The organism is Streptomyces sp. NPDC087215 (assembly GCF_044744885.1).
Lineage (GTDB): Bacteria > Actinomycetota > Actinomycetes > Streptomycetales > Streptomycetaceae > Streptomyces.
On record NZ_JBIUZD010000007.1, the window covers coordinates 336,100 to 355,784 of the forward strand.

Here is a 19,685-nt window from a genome sequence, read left to right on the forward strand (position 1 = left end):
CGGTCGGCCCCACCGACGACACCGGGGGCTCGTTCTCCTCTCAGAGGAGGACGGGCCCTCGGCCGTTACCCGGTGGTGCGGGCCGGTCAGGGGGCCCGCCCCTCACAGGACCCCCTCACCCCCCGTCCAGCACCTCCCCCACCCCCCGCGCCAGCGCCTCGTACTCCGCCGGGTGGTTGTAGATCTGGCCGGAGATGCGGAGGCCGCCGCCGGTCGGCCAGGGCCAGACCGCCACCCGGCAGCCGAGGCGGGTCATCAGTTCCTCGCGCAGGGCCTCCGCCTCCGGTTTCGTACGGGCGAACCGTTCCGGCAGGCGCAGGGAGCGCATCGAGAGGCGTTCGTCCCAGGGGAGGGGGCGCACCCCGGGCAGGGCCGTGAGGAGTGCGGCGCCGTAGCCGACCAGGGCCGCGTTGTGCCGTCGTACGGCCGGGGCGCCGAGGCGTCGCAGCAGGTCCAGGCCTTCGGGGGCGGCGAGCGGGCCGGTGTAGTCGGCGGTGGCCCGGTACTCCACCGAGCGCGGGAAGCCCCGGTGGTCCTCCCAGGACGGCACGGGCGCCGGGACCCGGTCGCGGAGCGCGGGCGCGACCACCAGGACGGCGCTGCCCGGGGGCGCGTACGCCCACTTGTGTAGATTGCCGAACCACAGGTCGGGCCGTCCGGCGAGCGGTTCGGCCAGCATCCCGGGCGCGTGCGCCCCGTCCACGACCGTGGTCACCCCCCGCGCGGCGAGGTCACCGAGCAGCCCGGGTCCCGCGACGATCCGGGCCGTCGGCGAGCTGATCTGGTCGAGCAGCGCGACTCTCGTACGGGGGGTCAGCGCGGCCAGCACCGCCTTGCGCACCGCCTCCTCGTCCGGCAGTTCCGGATCGAGCGGGACGGTGACGAGCCGGGCCCGCCGGGCGGCGGCGGCCGTGACCGTGCCGTACCCGTGGTCGGTGACCAGCACCTCGTCGTCCGGGCCGAGGTCCAGCGCGTCGAGGGCCAGGTGCGCCGCCTCGGTGGCGTTGGTGACGAGCGCGGTGCCGTCCGGGTCCGTGCCCAGGCGGGCGGCGATCCGGGTCCGGGCGGCGGCGAGCCGGTCCGGGGCGCCGAGGAAGAAGGCGTCCGGGTCGGCCGCCGCCTCGGCGGCGATCCGCCGCTGTTCCAGGGCCACGGGCAGCGGGACGGCCCCGTAGGAGCCGTGGTTGAGGTGCGCGATCCGCCCGTCGAGCCGGAAGAGTTCCGCTCCGCCGGGGAAGGAGCCGGGCCCGGTCACCGCCGTGCGGTCCTCGGCGTTCCCGCCGCTCATCGGAGTTCCGCCGTCACCGTGCGGCCCGGCGCCACCTTCACCCGGACCGTCGTGGTCGTGACGCCGTCGAGCACCTCGACCCGGGCCGGGCGGGCGACGCCGTCGACGAGGACCGTGCGGTGGGCGCCGGGGAACCGGGCCCGCCAGGTGTACGGGGCGGAGCCCGTGGTGTGGGTCAGGGTGGAGCGGCGGGTCCCGTCGTGCCGGAGCGCGAAGGCGGAGTCGCCGATCCGCAGGTCCTCGATGCCGAGCCAGGCCATGCCGGTGGGCAGCGCGGACCGGGTGGTGAGGGTGCGGGCCGGGGCGTCGGGGGTGACCCCGAGGAGGCCCCGTACGGTCTGGCCGACCAGGGTGAAGGAGACCTCCGGGTAGTCGCCGTTGGTGCCCTGGCGGGTGTTGACGTGCTGGACGTCCTTCTCGGCGTAGACGTGCCGCATCCACTTCCAGGCGGTGCCGGGGCGCCCGTTGGCGAAGAAGGTGTCGGGCAGGTAGGTCAGGGCCTCGATGTTGTCGGGGCGGCCCGCGCCCTCCGCCTGGGCGTCGATGTAGTCGAGGTAGGCCTCGCGGCGGGCGCCCGGGGCGACGATCCCCTTCATCGGCATGAACCAGCTGTTCTCCTTGCCCCAGCCGGTCAGCGGCTGCCCTTCGGTGGTGTAGCCGCGGACCATGTCGGCGCCCGAACCGGCTCCGCTCCATTCGGAGTTGAAGTACCGCTTGAGCTCGCGGGCGCGCCGCGCGAAGTCGGCGGCCAGGCGCCCGTCGCCCTTGGCGCGGGCCAGCGCCGACATGGCCAGGTACGCCTGGTACTGGGAGCCGATGGCGTCGCCCGCCTCGGCGAGCGGCTCGTCGCTCTGCTCGTTGTAGCTGGCCACGCCCTGGAAGATGCCCTTGCCGGTGCCCTCGGCCACCTTCACCCGGCGCCCGTTGTCCTTGCGGCCGTCGTGGAGGGTGACGAACTCCTCGGTGGCGTGCCGGTAGAAGTCCCAGAGCGCCGGGTCGTCGAGGTAGCTCCGGTCGCCGGTCCAGCGGTACGCCTCCTCGGCCTTCTGCACCAGTTCGAAGACGGCGGGGACCTCGCGGACGAAGAGGTCGGGGCGGCGGTAGTCGATGGACAGATAGGTGCGGTTGTCGAAGTTGAGGGCCCACACCGGGTAGTAGGCGTGCTTGGCGGTGGCGGAGGCGGCGAACGCGCGGAGCATCGCCTTGTTCTCGGCGTGCAGTCCCAGGGCGCCCGCGCCCGCCAGCTGGTGGGCCATGTCGCGGGAGTAGTAGCCGCTGCGGTTGGCGTAACCGGCCCAGTAGGAGGGGGCGTAGACGCCGGTGCCGTCGCCGCCGGTCTGCCGCTCGTCGGCGTTCAGGGGGCCCTCGGTGCCGGGGAGGTGGACCCAGCTGTTCGCCTTGCGGGCGGCCCAGTCGAACATCGTGGTCAGTTCCGGGTCGCTGGAGGTCACCCGGGGCGCGGCGGCGGCGGGGGAGACCATCACGTCGTCGGCGTTGACCCAGCCCCGGCCGGACTCGAAGGCGATCTCCAGCCGGTCGCCGGGGACGAGGGTGACCGGACCGAGGGTGTGGCGGCGGTAGGAGGCCGCCGCCGGCAGGTCCAGGGCGGCGGCGGGGGCGCCGTTGACGCGGAGCGCGTACCGGCCGCCGGTGCCGCCGGTGGCGATCCAGGCGGAGACGACGTACCTGCCCCGGCCGGTGGCGGTGACGGTCTGGGAGACCTTCATGCCGTCGCCCTCGTCGAGGTACGCGAGCCGGGAACCGGCGTGCGGCTGGTTGGTGGCCGTACCGGTGCCGGAGGTGAACTCCCAGCCGGTGCCGCCCGCTTCGAAGCCGGGGTCGGAGACGGCGAGCGGGGCGGCCGCCCCGGCGGCGGGGGCCGTGGTCGCGGACACGGGTGCGGGCGCGGCGGGGGCGGCCGGGGCGACGGCGAGCGGGGCGAGGGCGGCGATCAGGGCGACCGCGGATCTGAGGGCCAGGCGGGAACGCGTCATCGGATTCTCCCGGTGAGGGCGGACGGGATCGGCGCGCGGCACGCTAGCAACCTTGACGCAGGCTTGCAATCATTCTGCCGTTCTTGGACAGACGGGTGAACTGAAAGTTTTCACTAGGGGATTGCAAGTGAAGGAACGGCGCTTGTACTGTCCGGCCCCATGACCGACACCACCCGCGACGACGCGGACAGCTCGACCCCCGGACGCAGAAGCGTCCTGCGCATGGGCGGCGGAGCCCTCGCCGCCGCGTTCGGCGGGCTCGCCCTCACCGCCTGCTCCGGCACCGGCGCCACGGCGGGCGCCGGAAGCGAGGGCGACCCGGACAAGGGCCGGATCACCGTCTGGTCCTGGCAGGGCCCAGCCGCCGAACTCAAGGCCCTGATACCGGAGTTCAACAAGGCGCACCCCGGCATCCAGGTCACCGTCGAGGACATCGGCAACCCCGCGATCTGGGAGAAGATCACCGCCGGTCTCGCCGCCGGGGGCCAGGGCCTCGCCGACGTCCTGCACATCGGCGTCGACTACCTCCCCGGCTACGTCGAACGCTTCCCCGGCGGCCTCGCCGACCTCGCCCCGCTCGGCGCCACCGCCCACAAGGACGCCTTCGCCGCCGGTCTCTGGGGCACGGTCTGCCCCGACGGCAAGCGGGTGAACGCCCTTCCCTGGGAAGCCAATTCGGGCGGCTTCTACTACCGCGCCGACCTCTTCGAGAAGGCGGGCGTCGACGCCGGGGCCCTCCAGACCTGGGACGAGACCATCGAGGCGGGCAAGGTCCTCAAGGCGAAGACCGGCGCCCACCTCCTCGGCCTCGACAAGCCCGCCTCACAGCCCGACGCCGCCAACTTCTTCCAGCTGCTGCTCCAGCTCCAGGGCGCCTTCTACTTCGACCTCGAAGGCCGCGTCACCCTCGACTCGCCCGAGGCGGTCAAGGCGATGACCCTGATCAAGACCATGAACGACGCCGGTCTCGTCAGCGACCTCTCCGGCGGCTGGAACGCCCTGATGAGCTCCCTCAAGAAGGGCACCAACGCCGTCGTGCCCTGGCCCACCTGGTTCGGCGGCGTCATCGAGGAGCAGGTCCCCGAGGAGTCCGGACGGTGGAAGGTCCGGCTGCCCCCGGCCGTCCGCAGGGGCGGCCCCACCGCCGCCACCGTCAACTCCACCCACCTCGCCGTCGCGGGCGGCAGCGAGCACCGGGCCGCCGCCTGGACCTTCGTCGAGTACGCCCTCACCCGGCCCGCCTCCCAGGTGCGGATCTACCGGGGCAAGGGCATCGCGCCCGCCCTCATGAAGGCGTACGACGACGCCGTCTTCCACGAGCCGTCCGCCTACTTCGGCGGCCAGAAGAAGGGCGAGGTCTTCCTCGGGGCCCTCAAGGCGCCGTCCCCGCCGGTCAACTACACCGCCGACTACGCCCGCGCCCTCAAGCTCGTCACCGACGCCCAGTCCAAGGTCCTCCTCAAGGGCGCGGACCCCGCCGCCGTGCTCCGCGACGCCGCCGCCGAACTCGTCCGGCAGACCCGCCGGAAGGCCGCCCGGTGAGTCTGGCCGACACCCTCCCGGCCGCCCGGCGGGAGACGCCCGCCCGCCCCCGGCGGCGGCGCGGCCGGGCGGCCCCGTACCTCTTCGTCCTGCCCGCCCTGCTGCTCTTCGGCGCCTTCAAGCTCTGCCCCATCGGCTGGTCCTTCGTCCTCAGCCTGCACCGCACCGTCGCGGGCGTCGACACCTTCGTCGGCCTCGACAACTACGCCCGGCTGGTCGACGACCCGCTGATGTGGACCGCGCTCCGCAACACCGCCGTCATCCTTCTCGTCCAGGTCCCGCTCATGCTGGCCCTCGCCACCGGCCTCGCCGTCGCGCTGAACTCCACGCTCCTCAAAGGCCGTTCCGTCTTCCGCCTCGGCTTCTTCCTGCCGATGGTCACCGGCCTCGTCGCGTACGGCATCGTCTTCTCCGTCCTCCTCAACAAGGACTACGGGCTCGTCAACTGGACCCTCGGGCTCCTCGGCCTCGACCCCGTGCCCTGGCTCACCGACGGCACCTGGGCCCGGATCTCCCTCGGCCTCGCCCTCACCTGGCACTACACCGGCTACAACGCCGTCATCCTGCTCGCCCGCCTCCAGACCGTGCCCCGCGAGCTGTACGACGCCGCCGCCGTCGACGGAGCGGGCCCCCTCGCCGCCTTCCGGCACGTCACCCTGCCCGGACTCCGCCCGGCGCTGCTGCTCACCACCGTCCTGTCGACGATCGGCACCCTCCAGCTCTTCGACGAACCGACCGTCCTCACCGGCGGCGGCCCCGACAACGCCACCCTCACCCTCGGCATGTACCTCTACCGCAACGCCTTCACCTACTTCGACTTCGGTTACGCCTCCGCCGTCGGCTACGCCCTCACCGTCCTCATCGGACTCCTGGGCCTGCTCCAGTTCCGCCTCCTGGGAGACAAGTCGTGAGACCAGCCGAGAGGTCCACCGGACGGGCCGACGACTCCACGGGCCCGGCCGGGAAGAGCACGGACCCGGCCGCGAAGAGCACCGGACCGGCCGGGAGGACCGCCGGACGAACCGGGCGCCCGCCCGCCGGACGAGCACCGGGGACGACCGTACGAGCTGCCGCCCGCCCCGCCCCTCCCATGCCTGCCCGCACCACGCGCCCCACCCGGACCGGCCGCTCGATCCTCCTCACCTCAGGCCTGGCCATCGTCCTCGCCGTCGTCGTGGTCCCCTTCTACTGGCTCGCGGTCGGAGCCACCCACAGCTCCCGGGAGCTGTTCTCCAGCCCGCCGCCGGTGCTGCCCGGCGGCCACCTCGCCGAGAACCTCGCCACCCTCCAGGAGACCGCCCACTTCGGCCGGGTCGTCCTCAACTCCCTCGGCATCGCGACCGTCTACACCCTGCTCGCCGGGACGGTCTGCACCCTCGCCGGATACGGCTTCGCCACCTACCGCTTCCGCGGCCGGGAGGCCCTCTTCGGCCTGCTCATGCTGGGCCTGGTCGTCCCCGCCCAGATCACCCTCGTCCCGCTCTTCCGGATGATGGCCGAACTCCACTGGCTCGGCACCTACCAGGCCGTCATCGCCCCCAACCTCGCCCTGCCCTTCGGGATCTTCCTCATGCGCCAGTCCATGGGCGCGCTCCCGCGGGAACTCCTCGACTCCGGGCGGATGGACGGCTGCGGCGAACTGAGGCTCTTCCTGCGGGTCGCGCTGCCCCCGATGCGGCCCGCCCTCGCCGCCCTCGGGATCTTCCTCTTCCTCTACCAGTGGAACGATTTCATCTGGCCGCTCATCGTGCTCCGCGACGAGCTCACCTTCACCATCCCGGTCGCCCTCGCCTCCCTCCAGGGACTCGACGAGACCGACTACGGCGCCATCCTCGCCGGCACCTCGATCGCCGCCGTCCCGATGGCGGTCGTCTTCCTCCTCCTCCAGCGCCACTTCGTCTCCGGGCTCCTCGCGGGAGCGGTGAAGGAATGACCATGAACACCCACCCGTCGACCGAATCCGCGACCGCCCCTGTGACCGGGTCCGAGACCGCCCCCGAGACCGGCCCCGCGAATGCCCCCGCGACCGATCCCACCGCCACAGCCGAGGCCCCGGCCGCCCTCGAACCCCTCACCACCGCCCACGAGGTCCCCGCCCCCGCCGAACCCCTCCTCGACCAGGTGTCGATCGCCCTCGTCGCCCCCGGCGCCGACCCGCGCTGGACCCTCACCGACCTCCCAGGACCCGGCGGTCTGCGCGCCCTCGACGTCCACGCCCCCGGCACCCCCGTCGAGATCCGGCTCTCCGTCCCCCTCGGCGACGCCACCGGCTACTGGCACCCCCAGGGCGGCTGGCGCCGCACCCTCGTCCCCGACTGGGCGGGCCGCACCACCACCTGCCTGGTCGACGGTCCCGCCGCCGGAAGCCTCTACGAGCACTCCGGCGCCACCCTCCTGACCTGGGCCGCCGCCGACCCCGTCACCGAGGCCACCGTCCGCTACGGCGTGTCGGAGGAGAACGACACCCACGTCGTCCACCTCCGCCTGCCCGCCGCCGACCGCCCCCACCGGCTGCTCCTCGCGCCCCGGTCCCCGTCCGTCGCCGCCGCCCTGCGGCCCCTGCGCGCCCACTTCGCCGCCGCCCACCCGCCCATGCCCGTCCCCGAAGGCGCCCGCGTCCCCGTCTACTCCACCTGGTACGCCTTCAACCAGGACGTCACCGCCGAAGCCGTCGAGACCCAGGCCGCCCTTGCCGCCGGACTCGGCTGCGGCGCCCTGATCCTCGACGACGGCTGGCAGCGGTACGGCTCCGGCCGGGGCTACTCCGGCGTCGGCGACTGGACGCCCGACCCGGCCAAGTTCCCCGACCTCACCGCCCACGTGGCCCGCGTCCGGGCGCACGGCCTGCGCTACCTCCTGTGGGCCGCGCCCCTCCTCCTCGGCCCCGGCGCCGACTGCCACCCGCGCTGGGCCGCCGCCGCGACCCGCCCCGCCACGGTCCCCGGCGCCCACGTCCTCGACCCGCGCCTCCCCGAGGTCCGCGCGCACGTCGTCGGCCTGTGCGTCCGGCTGGTCGCCGAGCACGGACTCGACGGACTCAAGCTCGACTTCCTCGACGAGGCCGCCGTCTACGCGGGCGACGGAAAGGGCGACATCGGCCACGCCATGACCACGCTCCTGGCCGAACTGCGCGCGGCCCTCGAAGCCGTACGGCCCGACGTCCTGATCGAGCTGCGCCAGCCGTACACCGGGCCCGGCATGGCCCCGTACGGGAACATGCTGCGGTCCTTCGACTGCCCCGCCGACGCCACCGCGAACCGGGTCCGCACCCTGGACACCGCGCTCCTCGCGGTCGGCGGCGCCGTCCACTCGGACATGCTCCTGTGGTCCGCCGACGCCCCGCCCGAGGCCGTCGCCCGGCAGCTGATCGGCGCCCTCCACTCCGTACCGCAGATCTCCGTCCGCCTGGACCGGGTGCCCGAGGCGCACCGCGAGACCGTACGGTTCTGGCTCGGCTGGTGGCGCGCGCGCCGGGAGCTGGTCCTCGGAGGGGAGACGGAACCGGGCAGACCGGACGGCCTCTACCCGCTGGTCACCGCCGTCCGGGGCGAGGAGTGCCTGATCAGTGTGCACGGCGACCGGGTCGTCCGGCTCGACACCGCCGCCCACCGGGTCTTCCACCTCGTCAACGGCACCGGCGGGGACCGGCTCGTGGTCGACGTCACCGGCGGCGGGGGCACGTTCTCGGCCCGGGTCCACGGACCCGACGGACGTATGATGGGCGACCGTCCGACGCCGCTGCCGGAGGGGCCGGGGCCGCTGAACGTCCCACGCGGCGGCCTGGTGTCGCTCACTCTCACGGAAGGACCGCGATGAAGGTCGGCATCACCGACCTCGCAGCCCACGCACAGGTCAGCGAGGCCACCGTCAGCCGGGTGATCAACCGGCGCCAGGGGGTGTCCCGCAAGACCCGCGAGGCCGTCGAGCGGGCCATGGCAGAGCTGGGGTACGAGCGGGCCACGCAAGGCCAACTGGTCGCGGTCGTCACCGAGTTCGTCTCCAACCCGTTCTTCGCGGACGTCGCCGAACGCATCGAGTCGGCCCTCGCCCCGCACGGCCTGAAGACCGTGCTGTGCCCGGTCTTCCCCGGCGGGGTGCAGGAACTGGACTTCCTCACCGCGCTGGTCGACAAGGGCGTCGCCGCCGTCGTCTTCCTCTCCGCCTCCAACACGGTCGAGGGCGCCGACACCGAGAGCTACGAGCTGCTGCGCCAGCGCCGGGTGCCGTACGTCGGCGTCAACGGCGAGTTCGCCGACGGGGTGCCCGTGCCCGTGTACTCCACGGACGACGCCCTCGCCGCCGAACTCGCCGTCGACCATCTGCACCGGCTCGGGCACCGCCGCATCGGCATGGCCTCGGGACCGGCCGGGAACCGGCCCGCCGACCGGCGGGTGCGGGGCTTCGTCGAGTCGATGGCCCGCCGGGGCGTGGAGGACGCCGAGCGCTGGGTGGTCCGCCAGTCCTACACCGTCGAGGGCGGCCAAGCGGCCTCCTCCGTCCTCGTCGCCCTGGGCGTCACCGCGATCGTCGCCGCCAGCGACTACATGGCGCTCGGCGCCGTCCGGGGGCTGCGACGGCAGGGCCTGTCGGTGCCCGACGACGTCTCCGTGGTCGGCTACGACGGCACCTCGGTCACCGAGTTCACCGACCCCGCGCTGACCACCGTCCGCCAGCCGGCCGACCGCCTAGCCCTGGAGGTCGGCCGCTCGGTCCTGGCCCTGGTCAGCAACCGGGACGTGCCGACGGGGGAACTCCTCTTCGACCCGGAACTGGTGATCCGCGCGTCGACGGGCCCGGCGAAGGACTGACGAGGGGACAGGGGACAAGGGGGTACGGGCCCGCGTCGTACGGGACGGGGCGGGCGGACCAGGGCCGTACGGAGCCGGTCGCACGGAGCCGGTCGCACAGGCCAGGGTCGTACGAACCGGGCGTACGGAACCGGCCGTACGGAGCAGGGGCCCGGGGCTCCCTACGGGACCTCCCTCACCGCCCCCGTCCGTCGCCGCGAAGGCCCCGCACACCGAAATCCCGGCCCCGGATCGAACCTCTTTACGCACTCCACAGCCGCGTCGGCCATACTGCGGCCGTGGAGCAGCAGAGCACAGGACCCAGCACCCAGCCCCTGCCCGGCGCCTCGGCGGACCCGGGATTCATACCCGGCATCATGGCGGCGCCCGTCCCGGTGGCGACGCCGAAGGCCGAGGAGGAACCGCCCGAGGACGCGCGCCCGGCAGCCGCCGACGCGCCCGCCGAGGGCGAGCCCGAACCTGCGGACGCCGAGGCGGACACGGACACACCGGCCGAGGAGGAACCCGAGGAGGACGCCCCCGAAGCGGCCGACGGCCCCGTCTTCGAGGCGGCGGACCGGCGGGGCAGGATCGTCGCCGACGCCGACGGCGTCCGGCTGAGCTACGACGAGGAGGCGTGCGAGTTCCGCTGGGACGAGATCGGCGCGGTCGAGTCGGAGACGAAGCGCTTCGGCCGCCGCTTCCTCGTCACCGTGCACACCCCCGGCTCGCGCTGGTACCCCATCGAGATCATCGCCCCTGACCGCGACCGGCTCCCCGTCTGGGAGAAGGAACTGGACGCGGTCCTGGACGCCTACTTCGAGGAGGAGTCCGGCGAGTAGCCGTCGGAATCCATCAGCACGGGCCGCCCCCGGAAGGGGGCGGCCCCTCGGCTTTCCTCAGGTCCGGGCCGGGCGGCGGCCCGTTGCCGCCGTTGCGGCGACTGCGGGCGTTGGCCTCGGCGACGAGGGTGCTCAGCAGTTCCGCGCCGGTGAGGGGGTGGAGCTGCGCCGGAGTGACGTCCCACTCGCGGCCGCCGCCGAGGGGCCGGAGCTGGAGGTAGGGGCCTTCGGATCCCATGACCCGGCCCACGCGGTTGCGGACGGTGTCGAGGACGACCGCGTCCAGGCGGGGCGGGCCGTCGCCGTCATCGGTCACCGGGCGAGCCCGTTGAGGATCACGGTGGCGAGCGCGTGGGCGACCGGCGCGGAGCAGACCCCGAGGTGGACGAGGGCGTACCGGGCCTCGCCCTCCCGGTCGTCGTGCCACGGGGTGCGGATGTCCATGGCGGGAAGCTGGACACCGGCCCGGCTGAGCGCGGCGGCGAGCGCGTCCCGCGCGTCCAGGGCCTCCTGGATCTTGAGGGAGGGGGTGTCCGGTTCGTCGGGGGTGAATACCATGGGTCGGCTCCTCGTGGGGGTCGATTACGCGGATTCCCGGACTCGCTGACAATGCGGTGAATTACGCTGCGTAGTCCGGATGTGACGAGGATGTGCCCGACTGCGCGTGGGCCGGACGTGGACGGGGAGCGTGCTTCCCCGGGCGCGCCGCCGGTTCCACACCTTCCACGGCCTGTCCCGTCCTCCGCCCGCGCGAGCGATTCGGAAGGAAGCACCATGCCGCAGCGACGAGTGGTCAGCGGTCGCAGCCAGGAGCCACGTCAGCGGTTCGCGGAGGAACTGCGCAGACTGCGGGTGGAGCGGAAGCTGAGCCTGCGGCAGCTCGGGGAACGGGTCGGCTGGGACTGGTCGCTCTTCGGCAAGATGGAGAAGGGCGAGACGATCAGCAGCCCGGACGTCGTCCGGGCCCTGGACACCTTCTACGGAACGCCGGAACTGCTGCTGGCCCTCTGGGAACTGGCGGCGGGGGACAAGTCGCAGTTCAAGGAACGCTACCGGCGGTACATGACGCTGGAGGCCGAGGCGGTGAGCCTGTGGCACTTCGCGGTGAGCGTGCTGCCGGGGTTGTTGCAGACGGCGGGGTACGCGCGGGAACTGCTGGCGCTGGGCGGCTTCAAAGGAAAGCAGCTGGAGCAGCAGGTCGAGGGAAGGCTGGAGCGACGGGCGCTTCTGGAAGGAGAGGATCCGCCGCTCTTCCGGACGATCCTGTCGGAGGTGGCCCTACGGACGGCCTTGAGGGACGTGGAGGCGTGGCGGGAGCAGCTCAAGTACCTGTACGAGATGGCCGAGCGGCCGAACGTGACGCTCCAAGTGCTGCCGCAGGAGGCGGGGCTACATGGTCTGTCGAGTACGGACGTCTGGTTCCTGCGTCTGCCGGGCTGGCGCACAGTGGCGTATACAGAGCACGGGTACGGTGGCGAACTCTTTGAGGACAGTGCTGTAGTGGAGCGTATGCAGAGTGCGTACGATGCGATGCGTGACCTGGCGCTTTCCCCGGCCGAGTCGCGGAAAACCGTCCTGCGTATGTTGGAGGAACTGCCGTGCGATCCATCGACCTTAGCGTTGTGAACTGGCGTAAGAGCAGTTACAGCAACCAGGACGGTGGGGCGTGCGTAGAGGTCTCCGACGACTTCGCGGCGGCCATCCCCGTACGGGACAGCAAGGTGTCGGGCGGTCCGGTTCTTGTGTTCGCGGCAGGGGACTGGTCGTCCTTCGTGGCGGCGGTCAAGGCCGGACGGCTGAACGGCTGATTCGCAGAGTTTGGTTCTGGCCGTGTTGGAGGAAGTACTGTGCGACGCATCGACCTGAGTGCCGCCTCTTGGCGCAAGAGCAGTCACAGCAATCCCGATGGTGGCGAATGCGTCGAGGTCTCCGACGACTTCGCGACGGCCATTCCCGTAAGGGACAGCAAGGTGTCGGGCGGTCCGGTTCTCGTGTTCGGGGCGGGGGACTGGATGTCCTTCGTGGCGGCGGTCAAGGCCGGGCGGCTGAACGACTGAGTGCGTGGCGACGGCCCCCACGGACCTTCGGGTTCGCGGGGGCCGTCGTGGTACTTCGTGTGAACGTCAGAGGACGTTCACGGGGCTGATCCATGCGTAGCCGTGGGTCAGGTCGGTGGAGATCCGGCCCTTGAAGGGCTTGCGGTAGTCGCCGGTTCCCGCGTACGAGTACGTGCGCCTGGCGGCGTCCATGGCGAACAGGTCGGGCCGTCCGTCGCCGTTGCCGTCGCCGATGCCGACCAGGTGCGGGTACGCGTTCCAGCCGCCGCCGATCTTCACCCGGGGGGCGAAGGTGCCGTCGCCCTTGCCGAGGTACAGCCACAGGACACCGTCCTTGTCGCGGGCGACGAGGTCTCCCGCGGCGCCACCGGCGATGTCGCCGGTGGCGGTCAGCTGGTTGTAGATCCCCCAGCCGGTGCCGATCCGCTTGCGCGGCGAGAAGGGCGCGTTGACGTTCCCGGTGGCCGGGTAGAGCCACAGGCCGCCCGACTTGTCGGTGGCGACGAGGTCGGGCCGACCGTCACCTGTGAGGTCGGAGCCACCGGCGAGCTGGTCGTAGATCTGCCAGCCGCCGCCGATCTTCACCCGGCCGAGAAAGAGAGTGTCCTTCTTGCCCGTGCCCTGGTGCAGCCAGAGCACACCGCTCCTGTCCCGGGCGACCACGTCGCTCACACGGGTGCCGGCGGCGTCCCCGACAGACTCGGCGCGGTCGTAGATGGTCCAGCCGCGTCCCACCTGGGGGAAGTTTTCCAGAGCACGTCGGATTCCGTCACCGGACGGTGTTCTGTTGGTGTCGGCGCGCAGAAGGGTGCCAGTGGAGTCGATCAGCAGGACATCGGGCGTCCCGTTGTCGTTGTAGTCGTGTGCTGCGGTGGCCCGGTTCACCGTGAACCGGCCGGAGACCTTCACCTCCGGCCCGATGCTGTCGTCCGGGCTCGCGATGATCTCCCAGGTGTAGGAGCCGTTGTACGCGGCCTGCAGCGGGTTGAGGGGATTCGAGCCGTCCCAGCGCCAGCCGATGCGCTGGCCGTCCCGGTAGCCCTCACCGGGGGCGGCCGGAGCCGTGGACCAGATCTTCCGCCGCGCGCGCTCGCCCGTTGGCTCGTGGACGAGTGTCAGCCATACGTCGGTGTCGACCCGGGAGAAGTCCCAGCCCAGGTCGATGCCCTGGCCGATGCGGTCGAAAGTGATCGTGTCCGGGACGTCCGTACCGAGATGCTTCAGGGCGGTGGTCTGGCCGGTCGACGCGACGAGCTCGGCGGCCGGCTTGCCGTTCCCCCCGAGCGAGATCAGGTAGAGGCCCTCGTCCCGGTCGAGCGTGCCGCCGCGCACGAGCAGGGAACCGTCCGGGGTGGTCACGGCGGAGGAGTAGTGGGTGAGGACCTCGACGGTCTCACCGGTCTCCGCGTGGCGGGCCAGGAGAGGGCGGCCGGTCGGATGCGGTCCGCGCTGGTCGAAGGCGATGCGGTGGCCCGAGACCAGCCAGTCGCCGAGCAACTGGATGTTCTCCGAATTGAAGCCGGGACCCTCGACGTAACGGACTTCGGCCGAACCTCTGCGGGCCACGGCGATCCGGCCTTGACCACGGTCGTTCAACTCCTGCCAGGCCACATGCGTCGCCGAGACCACACCGGGCGACCAGGCCCGTGGTTCCTGACGCACCTCCAGAGCGACGCCCGTGGCGAGTTCGACGACAGCGGTGTCCGTGTAGTCGTTCGAGGACCTGAGGCAGTTGAGGACGGCCAGGCCCGGTGCGTGGGAGCCCTCGAACCAGCAGTCGTTCGTCGGGAGACCGGTCACCTCACGATCGGTCACGCGTCCGTCGGCGACCGTCAGGAGTCGGGTCCGCGTAGCCAGCCCGTCCCGCATGGCGTGCACGATCAGGGACGAGCCGACCACCCCGCCGTAGGCGTAGTCCGCACCGAGCTCACCGAGGTCCACCCGTACCGGCGCCGCTGACGGTGCCGCCATGTCGTGCACCATGAGGACCCGGCTCTTCTCGGGGTCCGGGTCGTCCCCGGTCACCACGAGGTCGGAACCGCCGCCCGCCGCCCAGCCGGGCAGCACGGTCGACGTGCCGTCGGCGTACCGGGTCCAGCGGTACTCGGGTACGGCGCCGGGGGCGACGTTGGTGCGCGACAGGAAGCCGGTGGTGCCGGCGCTGACGACCTCCGCGTTCAGCGGGAACGGCACGACGGTCTGCTGCGCGGTCACGGTCCCGGCGGTGTCGGCCGCGACGACCGGTGCCGGGACTGCGGTGGCCGGGCTCACGGCCAGGGCCCCCCCGGTGACCGCCAGTGCGACGGTGACGGCGGTGGCCGTCAGCCTGCGGCCGGGCGTACACACGTACTTCATGATCTTCCCTCCCCTTGGAGGAACGGAGATTAGCCGATCCCGAAGTCGCCCATCAGACGGGGGTCGATGACGAGGCCGCCGAACAGAGTGGGTGCCCGCTTTTTCCAGGGCAATTCACCACAGATTAGGGTGTGGTGGGTCAGCGGATATGGAGATCAGTCGTTGGTTTGCTGTCCATCCCGAAAGTGGTGTGGGTTGCGGCCATCGATAGATAGCCGCAACCCACACTTTTATCAGCGATATTGGAGCGTGTCATGCAACAGCATCGACATGATTACCTAACAGGTACTGTTCTTGTCGGAGGCTGCAGCTTGGCTATCCATGGTGATCGCCATCGTCGCCTACTTGACAGCAGGGGTGTGTGATCGCTCGCATCGTTCTCCCTGCCTGCTCTAGTACGGGCTTAGGAGCTTTGTCCTGGCGAAGCTCCAGTTAGTGGAATCCCAACCGGAGATGGAGGGGTTGAAGCCGCCAGTGGCGGTGGCGGTCCAGGTGAACATGCGGACAGAGCCATCGCTGTATCCGTACATGGCGCCGAGGTCGTCCCGCCCGTCTCCGTTGTAGTCGCCGGGGACGATCTTCATATGGGGGTAGTACCAGTTACCCACTGCGGATTCCCAGCCCTGTACCGGAGTGCTGAACTTACCGCTGCGATCTGCGGTGCTGATCAGGGTGTGTAGGGCGTCATGGCCGTCGGCGTAGTCGTACCAGGCAGTGACGTCGTCGATGCCGTCGCCGTTGAAGTCGCCGGCATGAATGTAGGTGCGGTTCCAGTCGCCCCAGCTGGTGATGGTGCCGCCCCATGAGGTGAAGCTGGGAGTAAAGGCTCCGGTGGGCGAGGTGAGGAAGGTGTGCATCTTCACCGAGCCGTCCGGGTAGCCGTACAGGGCACCAAGATCGTCACGGCCGTCACCGTCGAAGTCGCCAGTGACGAACTTGCTGTCGTTCGTGTTCCATCGGCCCGCTTGCAGGGTGTGGGAGGGGAAGGGGGCGTTGAAGCCGCCGCGCACGTTCGTGGTGAAGGTGAACAGGGTGTCGTGGCCGTCCGCGTAGTCGTACCAGACGGCCACGTCGTCGCGTCCGTCGCCGTTGAAGTCTCCTGCCAGCAGGCTCATGCCTGGCAGGGACCAGCTGTTGGGCTGGGAAGTCCAGGAGGGGAACGGTGCGCCGAATCCGCCGCCCTTCTGGCCGAGAGCGGTGAACAGCCGGACTGTGCGCGTACTTTCGTAGGCGTACAGGGTGGCCATGTCGCCGTGACCGTCACCGTTGAAATCACCCGTGACCGTCTTCATGTTCTGGGGAAGCCAACTGCCCACGGCTGACTTGTAGGATTCCAGGGGCGTGCGGAACTTGCCGTCGAAATCGGTGAGCATGGTGTGGACCGCCGCGTGGCCGTCGGCGTAGTCGTACCAGGCCGCGATGTCACTACGGCCGTCGTTGTCGTAGTCGTGGCGGACGGCGGTGCCGCTGGACCAGAGGGACTGGCCCTTGGCGTCGTACACCACGAGGCTGCCGCGATCGTGGAGGACGGCATAGCCATCGGCCGTGGTGGTTGTGGCAGCGGTCGACCGGAGGATGTTCAGGCCGTCCATGCTGACGACCGAGATGTTGCCGTTGCGTTCCACCCGGGCGGTCGCACCCTCGTTGCCGCCGGTCTTGGTCGACCACAGGACCTTGTCGGCCTTGGATGTGATGACGAGGTTGCCGTCGAGTCTCATGGTCAGGGTGGATGACTGTCCGGTGATGGAGTGGCCGGAGGGGATGACGGTCTTGGGTGCGAGGCGGATGCCGCCGGTGACGCCGTCGATGATGTAGGGGGCGTCGAGGCCGGTGAGGCTGGTGGGTGTGCCCTTGCCGCGCCAGCCGGTCATGGTGTTGTCGGCTTTGCGGGCCCACAGGTCGATGATCTTGTCGCCGTCGGTGACTCCGTCGCTGGAGCCGTCGCCGTCGAGGTCGCCGGAGGTCCCGATCTGCGGGTACAGGGACTTGGTCAGACCGCCGGCGATCTTGACGGGGTTGCGTCCCCAGGTGGCGAAGTTCATCCTGGCCGGGTTGGCGGGGTCGGCGGTGGCGTGGGAGCGGAAGACGTCCCCGGTGGTGTCGTCGCGGAGCAGCAGGTCGGGGAGCTTGTCGCCGTTGATGTCGCCGGTGGAGACGATCGTGTACTTGTTCCACTTCGAGGCCGCGTCACCGATCGGGACGATGCCGTTGGCAGCGCCCAGAACGTCGTTGCTTTGGGCTCCGCGGTAGAACCAGAGTTTGTCCGCCTGCTTGACCAGGACGTCGGGCACGGTGTCGGCGTTGAAGTCGCCGCCGATGACCTGGTCGGCGTTGTCCCAGTGTCTGCTGCCCGCCTTGGCCCGCAGGGTCTTGGGGCCTTCGTCGGTGTTGACGAGTCCGGAGCCGTTGTTCTTGTAGACCTGGAGGTCCTTGGCGCCGTTCTGGTTGGGGTTGGGGACCAGGGCGAGGAGGTCGTTGTAGCCGTCCTGCTGCCAGTCACCGGCCATGGCGACCTGCTGGCCGGGGAAGACGGCTCCGCCGGACGCGGCGTTCATGGTGGAGAATGTCCGGTCGCCGTGGCCGGTGTAGGCGAGCAGGGTTCCGTTGCTGTCGGGGCTCCAGATGTCCTTGAACCGGTCGCCGTTGACGTCGTGGAGCTCGTCGCGTTCCTGGTCCTTGTTCGCGTAGTACAGGTAGACCGCGGTGTCCGACCGGTTGCCGGCCGCGTCGACACTGTAGGCGTAGATCATGTGCGGGCCGTAGGAGGGAATCGACACCAGACCGGAGTAGACACTGTTGACCGGCGACACCTCGTTCACGTCCGGGTCGGTGTCGGTCCACCAGTGGATCTTCTTGATGTCCGACTCGACCGGCTGGAAGGTGAAGACCACCTTCTGGCGGGCCTTGCCTGTGGTCGTCGGCCATCCGGCGTCACCCGCGGGGAAGATCTCCTTGCCGTCGGGTCCGACCGGCGAGACGATCTTCGGCGGGCTCTTCGGGCGCTGCCGGTCCACCTGGAAGGCACAGGGGGCGTTCTTCCAGCCGGAGTCTGCTCTGTCGGGGTCGATGGTCCGTACGCGCCAGGTGTAGCTGACGTCGTCTCCGCCGGGTGTCATCGGCACGGGGACGGCCAGGGTCGCGACCCGGCCGTTGAGGGCGGGGACGGACTTCGTGAACACGCGGCTGCTGGCGCCGCTCTTGTTCTTTTCGTAGAGCTCGAACTCGGCGGTGAGGTTGCCCTTGTCCTCGTCGGTGATCGTGGCGTACAGGCTGACGGCCACGTTGCCGAGGGTCGCGCCGCTGGCACACGGGGTGACGGGGTTGGTGCCGAGCTTGCTCGGGAGGTTGGGGGGTGTGTTGTATTCGGTCTCCAGGACGACGGTCTTGGGGTCGAACTTCTTCCAGCCGAAGGTGTCGGTCTCGTCGGCGTACAGGCCGAAGGTCACGCTCTCGGCGCCCGTCTGGGCCCTGCTCTTGACCCAGCTGGTGGCGTCGAACTCGAGGTTGCCCGCGGGACACGCGGAGTTCCCCGACGGAGGAATCCAGCCCTTGGAGTCGTTGACCGTCGACAGCGGTGTTCCGGTGAGTTTGCCCGGCTGGTTGTTCCAGCTGGTCCGGGAGGTGATGTCACCGGTCGGGTAGAGGTGCACCGGACGGGCCTGGCAGGACCACGACCAGGTGTTCTTCACACGGAACGTCGCCGACTTCACCTCCGTGTCCTTCAGGTGCGACACATCCAGCTGGAAGAACGACCGCGAGATCCGGTCCGACCCGCCGGTCTGGGACTCGTAGCCGACACGGACGGGGTCCTTGGAGTTCCAGAACGACTGGCCCGGGTAGGCCTTGTAGACCCGGGTCCAGTTCCACTTCTGCCGGTCCCCGTAGCCCCAGCTGGGGTCGATGTACACCGGGTAGGTGGTGTCCGCACCCGTCAGCAGGCCCTGGTCCGGGGTGATCGTCAGCGAGTCCGCCGTCAGCTCCGTCGGCATCACCGCGTCCCGCGCCCCCAGACCCGGATCGAACGTGCTGCCGTCGTCCGCGGCGACGGCGGTGTCCGCCATCATGGTGGTTCTGGCGGCGCCAGCGCTCCTCGCGGCCGGTGCGGACGCCTTCGTGGAGTCCCACATCATGGGAGCGGAGCTGGAGAAGACGACCTGTCCGCCGGGATCCACCGCCGACAGACTCCCCGTCTCGGGGTCCTTCGCCACCGTCAGCCCGTCGGTACGGACACCGAACTGCAGACGGGCCAGCTCAGGATTCTGCGCCGCCTGCGGCGTCTTGACGACGAAGACCTGTGAGAAACCCTCCACCTCCGCCTTCAGCTGGAGGTCGACGCCGGGCAGCACCTCCGCGTAGGTGGCGACGTTCCCGTCCAGGGTGGGCCTGGGCAGCGTGCTGGGCCAGGTCAGTGACAGCGAACGGCCGTTCATCGCTCCCTGGATCAGCGGTGCGGTCCCGCCACCGGAGAACTTGACCGCGACGCTGGTCGCCCTGGTGACCACCGACCCGTCCGCAGCGAACTCCAGGCTCGGGTCGGCGGTGATCCAGCCGCCCTCACGCCACAGCCGCACCGGTGTTCCGTACTCGGCGACCTTGAACCCGCCGCCGGGCTGGGCCCAGGTGTCTGAGCTCTCCGTCCGCCGGGACACCACCTCGACCGGCCGGCCCGTCTCCGCGGCCCGCTGGAGCGCGTGGTCCTCCTCGCTCAACGACCCGTCCGCCACCGGATCGGAGACCGGCGCCGCACCCAGGGCTACCCCGGGCGGCGCCTGCGGCGTGAGGGCGGTCGCGGGCACAGCCGCCATGATCGAGGTGATCAT

The 19,685-nt window shown here is 70.9% G+C and carries 15 protein-coding genes; 9 read left to right on the forward strand and 6 right to left on the reverse strand.

Going from position 1 to position 19,685, the window contains the following annotated elements; all coding sequences use genetic code 11:
- Positions 1-115: 115 nt before the first annotated feature.
- Complete coding sequence (locus tag ACIO92_RS20900) at positions 116-1,288, reverse strand: aminotransferase class V-fold PLP-dependent enzyme (protein WP_366441297.1); 1,173 nt, start codon at positions 1,286-1,288, stop codon at positions 116-118.
- The gene (locus tag ACIO92_RS20905) at positions 1,285-3,282 is read right to left on the reverse strand and encodes a hypothetical protein (RefSeq protein WP_402282534.1); all 1,998 of its coding nucleotides are present in this window, start codon (positions 3,280-3,282) and stop codon (positions 1,285-1,287) included. The genes ACIO92_RS20900 and ACIO92_RS20905 overlap by 4 nt, the downstream gene beginning before the upstream one ends.
- 159 nt (positions 3,283-3,441) lie before the next feature.
- Here ACIO92_RS20905 and ACIO92_RS20910 point away from each other — a divergent pair, with 159 nt between their 5' ends.
- The 6 genes from ACIO92_RS20910 (at position 3,442) to ACIO92_RS20935 (ending at position 10,453) form a co-directional block, all read left to right on the forward strand.
- Positions 3,442-4,824 carry an ABC transporter substrate-binding protein gene (locus ACIO92_RS20910; RefSeq protein WP_402282532.1) on the forward strand — a complete coding sequence of 461 codons (1,383 nt, stop codon included), beginning with the start codon at positions 3,442-3,444 and terminating at the stop codon, positions 4,822-4,824.
- Positions 4,821-5,735 carry a carbohydrate ABC transporter permease gene (locus tag ACIO92_RS20915; protein WP_402282530.1) on the forward strand — a complete coding sequence of 305 codons (915 nt, stop codon included), beginning with the start codon at positions 4,821-4,823 and terminating at the stop codon, positions 5,733-5,735. The genes ACIO92_RS20910 and ACIO92_RS20915 overlap by 4 nt, the downstream gene beginning before the upstream one ends.
- A gap of 179 nt (positions 5,736-5,914) precedes the next feature.
- Positions 5,915-6,757 carry a carbohydrate ABC transporter permease gene (locus ACIO92_RS20920; RefSeq protein ID WP_402057966.1) on the forward strand — a complete coding sequence of 281 codons (843 nt, stop codon included), beginning with the start codon at positions 5,915-5,917 and terminating at the stop codon, positions 6,755-6,757.
- A gap of 2 nt (positions 6,758-6,759) precedes the next feature.
- Positions 6,760-8,640 (forward strand): alpha-galactosidase, encoded by a 1,881-nt coding sequence (locus ACIO92_RS20925; RefSeq protein ID WP_402282528.1) that lies wholly within the window; start codon positions 6,760-6,762, stop codon positions 8,638-8,640.
- Positions 8,637-9,632 (forward strand): LacI family DNA-binding transcriptional regulator, encoded by a 996-nt coding sequence (locus ACIO92_RS20930; protein WP_401239248.1) that lies wholly within the window; start codon positions 8,637-8,639, stop codon positions 9,630-9,632. The genes ACIO92_RS20925 and ACIO92_RS20930 overlap by 4 nt, the downstream gene beginning before the upstream one ends.
- A 278-nt stretch (positions 9,633-9,910) precedes the next feature.
- Positions 9,911-10,453, forward strand: coding sequence for a hypothetical protein (locus ACIO92_RS20935; RefSeq protein WP_401239251.1), 543 nt, complete (start codon positions 9,911-9,913; stop codon positions 10,451-10,453).
- 13 nt (positions 10,454-10,466) lie between these two features.
- On the opposite strand, the gene ACIO92_RS20940 is transcribed toward ACIO92_RS20935, so the two are convergent.
- Positions 10,467-10,769: a hypothetical protein gene (locus ACIO92_RS20940; protein WP_402057962.1), complete on the reverse strand. Its 303-nt coding sequence runs from the start codon at positions 10,767-10,769 to the stop codon at positions 10,467-10,469.
- Positions 10,766-11,011, reverse strand: coding sequence for a hypothetical protein (locus ACIO92_RS20945; RefSeq protein WP_366441305.1), 246 nt, complete (start codon positions 11,009-11,011; stop codon positions 10,766-10,768). Before ACIO92_RS20945 ends, ACIO92_RS20940 begins: the two co-directional genes overlap by 4 nt.
- 216 nt (positions 11,012-11,227) lie before the next feature.
- On the opposite strand from ACIO92_RS20945, the gene ACIO92_RS20950 reads away from it, so the two are divergent.
- From ACIO92_RS20950 to ACIO92_RS20960, 3 genes are read left to right on the forward strand one after another with little or no spacing between them, the layout of a single operon-like run.
- Positions 11,228-12,079 (forward strand): helix-turn-helix domain-containing protein, encoded by an 852-nt coding sequence (locus tag ACIO92_RS20950; protein WP_402057959.1) that lies wholly within the window; start codon positions 11,228-11,230, stop codon positions 12,077-12,079.
- Positions 12,052-12,261 carry a DUF397 domain-containing protein gene (locus ACIO92_RS20955; RefSeq protein WP_402057958.1) on the forward strand — a complete coding sequence of 70 codons (210 nt, stop codon included), beginning with the start codon at positions 12,052-12,054 and terminating at the stop codon, positions 12,259-12,261. Before ACIO92_RS20950 ends, ACIO92_RS20955 begins: the two co-directional genes overlap by 28 nt.
- Before the next feature lie 39 nt (positions 12,262-12,300).
- Entirely contained in the window at positions 12,301-12,510 is a 210-nt protein-coding gene (locus ACIO92_RS20960) for a DUF397 domain-containing protein (RefSeq protein ID WP_402057956.1), read from the forward strand.
- A 66-nt stretch (positions 12,511-12,576) separates the two neighbouring features.
- On the opposite strand, the gene ACIO92_RS20965 is transcribed toward ACIO92_RS20960, so the two are convergent.
- Together ACIO92_RS20965 and ACIO92_RS20970 are read right to left on the reverse strand one after the other, a co-directional pair.
- Positions 12,577-14,865 (reverse strand): FG-GAP repeat domain-containing protein, encoded by a 2,289-nt coding sequence (locus ACIO92_RS20965; protein WP_402282523.1) that lies wholly within the window; start codon positions 14,863-14,865, stop codon positions 12,577-12,579.
- Positions 14,866-15,257: 392 nt separating this feature from the next.
- Positions 15,258-19,685 (reverse strand): FG-GAP-like repeat-containing protein, encoded by a 4,428-nt coding sequence (locus ACIO92_RS20970; protein ID WP_402282521.1) that lies wholly within the window; start codon positions 19,683-19,685, stop codon positions 15,258-15,260.

Bases quoted from the DNA above. Each gene is read 5' to 3' on its own strand.
- ACIO92_RS20925 (WP_402282528.1), top strand. From the start codon at position 6,760: ATGAACACCCACCCGTCGACCGAATCCGCGACCGCCCCTGTGACCGGG.
- ACIO92_RS20965 (WP_402282523.1), bottom strand. From the start codon at position 14,865: ATGAAGTACGTGTGTACGCCCGGCCGCAGGCTGACGGCCACCGCCGTC.
- ACIO92_RS20945 (WP_366441305.1), bottom strand. From the start codon at position 11,011: ATGGTATTCACCCCCGACGAACCGGACACCCCCTCCCTCAAGATCCAG.
- ACIO92_RS20920 (WP_402057966.1), top strand. From the start codon at position 5,915: ATGCCTGCCCGCACCACGCGCCCCACCCGGACCGGCCGCTCGATCCTC.
- ACIO92_RS20905 (WP_402282534.1), bottom strand. From the start codon at position 3,282: ATGACGCGTTCCCGCCTGGCCCTCAGATCCGCGGTCGCCCTGATCGCC.
- ACIO92_RS20900 (WP_366441297.1), bottom strand. From the start codon at position 1,288: ATGAGCGGCGGGAACGCCGAGGACCGCACGGCGGTGACCGGGCCCGGC.
- ACIO92_RS20930 (WP_401239248.1), top strand. From the start codon at position 8,637: ATGAAGGTCGGCATCACCGACCTCGCAGCCCACGCACAGGTCAGCGAG.
- ACIO92_RS20950 (WP_402057959.1), top strand. From the start codon at position 11,228: ATGCCGCAGCGACGAGTGGTCAGCGGTCGCAGCCAGGAGCCACGTCAG.
- ACIO92_RS20970 (WP_402282521.1), bottom strand. From the start codon at position 19,685: ATGATCACCTCGATCATGGCGGCTGTGCCCGCGACCGCCCTCACGCCG.
- ACIO92_RS20910 (WP_402282532.1), top strand. From the start codon at position 3,442: ATGACCGACACCACCCGCGACGACGCGGACAGCTCGACCCCCGGACGC.